The following is a 6048-nucleotide window of genomic DNA, read 5'->3' as shown; positions in this document are numbered from 1 at the left end:
GACATCAGTGCGGCGAGCTCGCGTTGCTGGTCGGCCGCGAACACGAGCGCGAGCAGCGAGGCCAGCACCGCCGCTGCCGGGACCGCCACCTTGATTGCTCGTTCGACGGGCAGCGGCGGCGGCCACCGACCTTGCCTTTGACCGATTCACGTCCGCTGCGGGTGTGGGTGGCGGCGGGAAGCATCGCGTACTCGGCGGTGAGCCAGCCGAGCCCGGAACCTTGGCGCCACCGCGGCACCCCTTCTTCGACGCTGGCGGTGCACATCACGCGGGTCTGCCCGAATTCGACGAGCACCGAGCCTGCGGGATGGCTGGTGAAGCCCCGGGTGATCCGGATGTCGCGGAGTTGGTCGTCTGCTCTGCCGTCTTCTCGTGTGGTCACCCGACCGAGCCTAGGCGATCAGGCGCGACGGATTCAGACGCGGTAGACGTCGCCTGCGGACACCGCATGCACGGGGCCGGAGTACTGTTCCTTGGCCTCGGCGATGACGTCTTCGCGGGACGTCCACGGCGGGATGTGGGTGAGCAGCAGTTCGCCCACCCCGGCGCGGGCGGCGATCTGTCCTGCTTCGGTGCCCGACAGGTGCACACCCTCGGGGCGCCGCCCGGGCGCGTGGGTCCACGAGGCTTCGGACAGCAGGACGTCGGCACCCCTGGCGAGTTCGACGACCGAATCGCACATCCCGGTGTCGCCGGTGTAGACGAGGGTGCGGCCGGAGTCGCTGGTGACGCGGAAGCCATAGGCTTCGGGCGGATGGTTCACGCGGCGTGGGCAGATGGTGAGCGCTCCGTGCCGGAGTTCCATACCGTCGGTGAAGGCGCGCACGTCGAGGGTGTCGCTGACATCGTCGATCTCCCCCGGAGTCTCTGCGGAGGCCACACCGATACGCACGGCTGTGCCGCCGGGACCGTAGACGGGGACACGACCGGTCGGGGCGTTCGGGGAGTAGCGCCGCCACACTAGGAGGCCGGGCATGTCGAGGCAGTGGTCGGCGTGCAGATGCGACAGCAGGACCGATACTTCACCGGGATCGGCGTGACGCTGCAGTGCACCGAGCACGCCGGGTCCGAAGTCGATGACCAGCGGCGAGGTCCCCGGAGCGGAGAGCAGGTATCCGGACGCGGCGGAATCCGGCCCGGCCACACTGCCCGAGCACCCCAGAACGGTCATGCGCATAGTCGCCATGCTGCCATGACGAGACAGCGGCGATGAAGCCAACGCACTTATTTCCGCGCCGACTCACAGCCGGAGCGGTGCTGTGACGTGCGGATCTGCCCGTCCCGACTGTGCGTCCCGACCGTGCGATGGATGCGGTCCGGGCGGCCGAAGCGTCAGCGCAGCGGGCCGGCCGTCGTGGTACGGCGGGCGCGGCGAGCATCGCCCGACAACATCCACGCTGCGAGTATGCCGCCGACAGCGCCGAACAGGTGTCCCTGCCACGAGATCCACGGAGCGCTCGGCAGCACACCCCACAGCATGCCGCCGTAGACGAACAGCACGAGTCCGCCGAGCACGATCTGCCCGGCACTGCGGTTGAAGATGCCGCGGGTGATCAGGTACGTCAACCAGCCGAAGATCAACGTCGACGCACCGATGTGGGTGTCTCCGGAGCCGGCGATCAGCCAGGTACCGATGCCGCCCACGAGCCAGATGATCGCGGTCGCGGCGACACCGCGACCGATACCCGAGAGCAACACGAGGAACCCGAGGACGAGCGCCGGGACGGTGTTGGCGGTCAGGTGGCCCCAGCCGTCGTGCAGCACCGGGGCGAACAGCACTCCCCACAAGCCGTCGGCGGTGCGGGGTTCGACACCGGCGGCGTCGAGGTTCGCGGGTGCCACCGAGTCGACGGCCTCGACGCCGTAGAGCAGCGCGACGAAACCGCCGATCCACAGTGCAGCGCGCTGCCAGATCGGCCGTACGGTCTGTCCGGTGCCGGTCGGGATGGTCATGGACTCCATTCTGGCCTGCTGTCGGCGGCTGCGCCCGCGTACATGTCAGGGGCGTACGGCCGAGGGGAAAATGTCGCGGTAGGCGGGGATGCCCGCGAGTGCGGTGGCCGAGAGGACGGCGTCGACGATCGCCCGCTGCACGACCACGGCGGCCGCCTCGCAGATCGCCGCGAGCACCGGTAGTTCGGCCGGGAATGCGGAGGGTACGTCGCCCGCATCGGGGAGGCCGGCGGTGCCGGTGGACAGGGCGAAGATCGTGTCGCCGTCGAGCGGGGAATGCGCCGGATGCACCGCGCGGGCGAGACCGTCGTGACCGGCGACCGCGACACGGCGGCACGCCGCCTTCGACAGCGGGGCGTCGGTGGCGACCACTCCGATGGTGGTGTTCAGGACGGTGCCCTTCGCACCGAGCGCGCGGGCGGCGGCGAGGTCCGCGGCCCGCGGTGGGACAAGGCCGAGTTCGTCGGCGCGGACCGGGCCCAGACCCCACGGCAGCCCGGTTTCCGGGTCGAACACCGAGCCGACGGGGTTGGCCACCATGAGTGCGGCCACGGTGACTCCGGCGGCAGGACCGTCCGTCCGGCGAATCCCGGACGTGCCGATGCCGCCTTTGAGTACGCCGGCCCGGGCCGCGGTACCGGCACCGACGCAACCGCGCATCAGCGTCGAGTCGGTAGCGTTCGCCGCGGCGGCATACCCTGCCTCGGCGGTGGGACGCACCGACCAATCCCCCACCGGCAGGTCGAAGATCACCGCTCCGGGCACGATAGGCACGACGCCGCCGGGCGGACCCATCGGGATGCCGCGTCCGGTTTCCTCGAGCCATCGCATCACGCCGTCTGCGGCGGCGAGGCCGTAGGCGCTGCCGCCGGTGAGGACGATCGCGTCGACGCGCTGCACCGAGTGACTCGGATCGAGAAGGTCGGTTTCCCGGGTGCCCGGACCGCCGCCGCGCACATCGACGGCGGCGACGGCGGATGGATCGGCGAGCACGACGGTGCAGCCGGTGGCGCCGCCGCGACCGGGTGCGGCGACGGTGGTGACCGTGATGTCGTCGTCGAGCCGGTGCCAGTGCCCGACACGCAGCCCCGCGACATCGAGCAGCGAGTCGGTGGGGCTGCGTCCGATCACGGGTGCAGTGCCTGCACCAGTGAGTCCTGCATCCAGGTCAGCCAGTGATAGACGTCGAGGTGTGGTGCCCGCGGATCGTCGTCGTCGAGCACCTCGGGGGTGTCGGCGTCGATGCCGAGGGTGGTGCCGAGGGCAAGCCGCACATCGTTGAGTCCGTAGAGCCACGCTTCGGCCTGCTCCGGGTTGAGCACCACCTTGCCGCCGTCCTCGGGCACGGTGCGCAGGATGACGGCGCCGGCGGCGAGTTTCGAGTCGATGATGCCGGGTTCGTGGAGGCTGCGCAGAGCACCGTTGAGGTCGCCGGATTCGTCGTCGGGGTGGACGGTGGCGTCGGCGTCGGGCCGGTGGAACTCGGGTAGCAGCCGGCGGAGTGCAGGGATCTCCGGCGGCGTCGAGTTACCGGTACGCAGGCCGGTCAGTGCAGCCAGGTCGTCGTGCGGCGCCTGGGCGCTGCGGTCTTCGAGCATGCCGAGCACCGACGCGACCAGGGAGCGAAGGACGGACGCCTCGTGGGCGTCCATTTCCGAGCGAAGTTTGGGCCCACTGAGGGAGCCTTTCCTGATCCACTGCCGCACGTCGGTCGGGCCCTCCTCGGCTGATCATTCGTCTCGTTGCATCGTCGCCCACAGCCCGGCGGCGTGGAGTCGTTGCACGTCGTGCTCCATCTTGTCACGCGAGCCGCTCGACACGACGGCCTTGCCTTCGTTGTGTACCTCGAGCATCAGCTCGGTGGCTTTGGCCTTGCTGTAGCCGAACAGCTTCTGAAAGATGAAGGTCACGTAATGCATGAGGTTGACGGGGTCGTCCCACACCACGGTGACCCACGGACGATCGACCGCTTCGACTTCCTCTACGACCTCGGCCTCGGCCGGCATGGCCTGACCGGCAGCCATCACATGGACGTCGAACGGGCTTGTCGTAGAACACGGCGCCATGTGTCCAGGGTACGGCGTCTTCGCGCGTCGAAAAACCCGCCCGGGCCTGCCCTGCCTCTACAGTGATCGGGTGTCTGACGCCTTTTCCGGTGTGGTCCGTTCCAGCACCGCGCTGTTCACCGACAAGTACGAGTTGACGATGCTCGAGGCGGCCCTCGCGGACGGTTCGGGAGAGCGACCCTGCGTTTTCGAGGTTTTTGCGCGGCGGCTCCCGGTGGGCCGGCGATACGGCATCGTGGCCGGCACCGGTCGCCTGATCGATGCCCTGGCGAGTTTCCGGTTCGCGGACGCCGAGCTCGCGATCGCCGCGGAATTCCTCGACGCCACCACCGTCGACTGGCTGCGCAACTACCGCTTCTCCGGCGACATCGACGGCTACCGGGAGGGCGACTTCTACTTTCCGGGCTCGCCCATCCTGTCGGTCCACGGAACGTTCGCCGAGTGTGTGCTGCTCGAGACGCTGGCATTGTCCATCTTCAATCACGACAGCGCGATCGCGTCGGCGGCGGCCCGCATGGTCGGTGCCGCCGACGGTCGCACGCTGATCGAGATGGGTTCGCGCCGCACGCACGAGGAAGCCGCGGTCGCCGCGGCGCGCGCGGCGTACCTGGCGGGTTTCGACTCGACCTCCAACCTGGAGGCCGCGCGCCGGTACGGCATTCCCGCGGCCGGGACGGCGGCACACGCGTTCACCTTGCTGCACACCACGACCGCGGGCCGCGACGAGGCGTCGGCCTTCCGCAGCCAGATCGACAGCCTCGGTGTCGGTACGACGTTGCTGGTCGATACGTACGACATCACGCAGGGTGTGGCCACCGCCGTCGAGGTGGCCGGGCCGGAGCTCGGCGGTGTACGCATCGATTCGGGAGACCTGGGTGTGCTCGCGCGTCAGGTGCGCAGGCAACTCGACGATCTCGGCGCCACCCGGACCAAAATCGTGATGTCCGGTGATCTCGACGAGTACGGCATCGCGGGGCTACGGGCCGAGCCGGTGGACGCGTACGGGGTGGGCACCTCGGTGGTCACCGGGTCCGGCGCTCCCACGGCGGGCATGGTGTTCAAGCTGGTCGAGGTGGACGGCATCCCTGTCGAGAAGCGCAGCGCCGCCAAGGAGTCACGCGGCGGCGCGAAACGGGCGGTGCGATATGCCCGGCGGACGGGCACGCTCGTCGAAGAGGTGGTGTACCCGGCGACGCATCCCGAGGCACCGGCCGGTGAGGGTTCGGTACTGCACGAACTGCTGGTACCGCTGGTACGCGGTGGCGAACCGGTCGCCGGTCTTCCTACCCTGGATGAGGGCCGGGAGTTGCTCGCGCGCGGCATGGTGAGCCTGCCGTGGGAGGGGCTGACGTTGTCGGCCGGCGATCCGGCGGTGCCTACCCGGTTCGTCACGACGGAGGTGTGAGGAGTTGAGTGTCGTGCGCGCATTGATCGTCGTCGATGTGCAGAACGATTTCTGTGAGGGCGGATCCCTCGACGTGCCCGGTGGGAGCGCAGTCGCCGCAGACATCACCGAGTTCCTGTCCGAGTCGGCCGGGGACTACGCGCATGTGGTGGCCACCCGCGACCGCCACATCGATCCGGGTTCTCATTTCTCGGCGGAACCGGATTTCGTGGACTCGTGGCCGCCGCACTGCCGTGCCGGGACGCCCGGAGAGCTGTTCCACCCCGCCCTCGACACCTCCCGGTTCGAGGCGGAGTTCACCAAGGGTGCGTACGAAGCTGCATACTCCGGGTTCGAGGGCACCGCCTTCGGCAGCCGCACGGAATCCGGTGCAACATTGTCCGCTTGGCTACGGGCACGCGGTGTGACGCACGTGGACATCGTGGGTATCGCGACCGACCACTGCGTACGCGCCACCGCCCTCGATGCGGCCGAGGAGGGCTTCGCCACGCGCGTGTTGCTGCGATACACCGCGGGAGTGTCCGACGCGACGGTCGAGGCGGCGCTGCACCGGTTGCGCGATGCGGGAGTCGAGCTGGTGGGGCAGGTCGGGGCCCGAACTTGACGGTGGCGCCCGCTACCCTT

At 69.4% G+C, this 6048-nt stretch carries 7 protein-coding genes and 1 pseudogene; 2 read left to right on the top strand and 6 right to left on the bottom strand.

Features of this window, described 5'->3' with window-relative positions; all coding sequences use genetic code 11:
* Positions 1-118: 118 nt before the first annotated feature.
* From rph to clpS, 6 genes and pseudogenes are all read right to left on the bottom strand, one after another.
* Positions 119-382 (bottom strand): annotated as a pseudogene (gene rph / locus Q8814_RS12320) (ribonuclease PH); the annotation flags it as partial.
* Between the two features lie 33 nt (positions 383-415).
* The gene (locus Q8814_RS12315) at positions 416-1177 is read right to left on the bottom strand and encodes a cyclic nucleotide-degrading phosphodiesterase (protein WP_330152307.1); all 762 of its coding nucleotides are present in this window, start codon (positions 1175-1177) and stop codon (positions 416-418) included.
* A 155-nt stretch (positions 1178-1332) separates the two neighbouring features.
* On the bottom strand, positions 1333-1953 hold the full coding sequence (locus tag Q8814_RS12310) for a rhomboid family intramembrane serine protease (RefSeq protein WP_330152306.1): 621 nt from the start codon (positions 1951-1953) through the stop codon (positions 1333-1335).
* 45 nt (positions 1954-1998) lie between these two features.
* Positions 1999-3084, bottom strand: a complete 1086-nt coding sequence (locus Q8814_RS12305) for a P1 family peptidase (protein ID WP_330152305.1) — start codon at positions 3082-3084, stop codon at positions 1999-2001.
* Entirely contained in the window at positions 3081-3659 is a 579-nt protein-coding gene (gene aosR / locus Q8814_RS12300; protein WP_330152304.1) for an oxidative stress transcriptional regulator AosR, read from the bottom strand. Before aosR ends, Q8814_RS12305 begins: the two co-directional genes overlap by 4 nt.
* A gap of 24 nt (positions 3660-3683) precedes the next feature.
* Entirely contained in the window at positions 3684-4019 is a 336-nt protein-coding gene (gene clpS, locus Q8814_RS12295; RefSeq protein ID WP_330152303.1) for an ATP-dependent Clp protease adapter ClpS, read from the bottom strand.
* Here clpS and Q8814_RS12290 point away from each other — a divergent pair.
* Both Q8814_RS12290 and Q8814_RS12285 read left to right on the top strand, forming a co-directional pair.
* Entirely contained in the window at positions 4018-5424 is a 1407-nt protein-coding gene (locus Q8814_RS12290; RefSeq protein ID WP_408015894.1) for a nicotinate phosphoribosyltransferase, read from the top strand. The two genes, clpS and Q8814_RS12290, sit on opposite strands and share 2 nt — an antisense overlap.
* Positions 5425-5437: 13 nt before the next feature.
* The gene (locus tag Q8814_RS12285; RefSeq protein WP_330152302.1) at positions 5438-6028 is read left to right on the top strand and encodes an isochorismatase family protein; all 591 of its coding nucleotides are present in this window, start codon (positions 5438-5440) and stop codon (positions 6026-6028) included.
* Positions 6029-6048: the final 20 nt, after the last annotated feature.

Origin of the sequence: Rhodococcus chondri (assembly GCF_036327435.1) — a bacterium.
Lineage (GTDB): Bacteria > Actinomycetota > Actinomycetes > Mycobacteriales > Mycobacteriaceae > Rhodococcus > Rhodococcus chondri.
The sequence above is the reverse complement of the archived record's forward strand: the minus strand, read 5'-3'. Positions and strand labels throughout refer to the sequence as shown.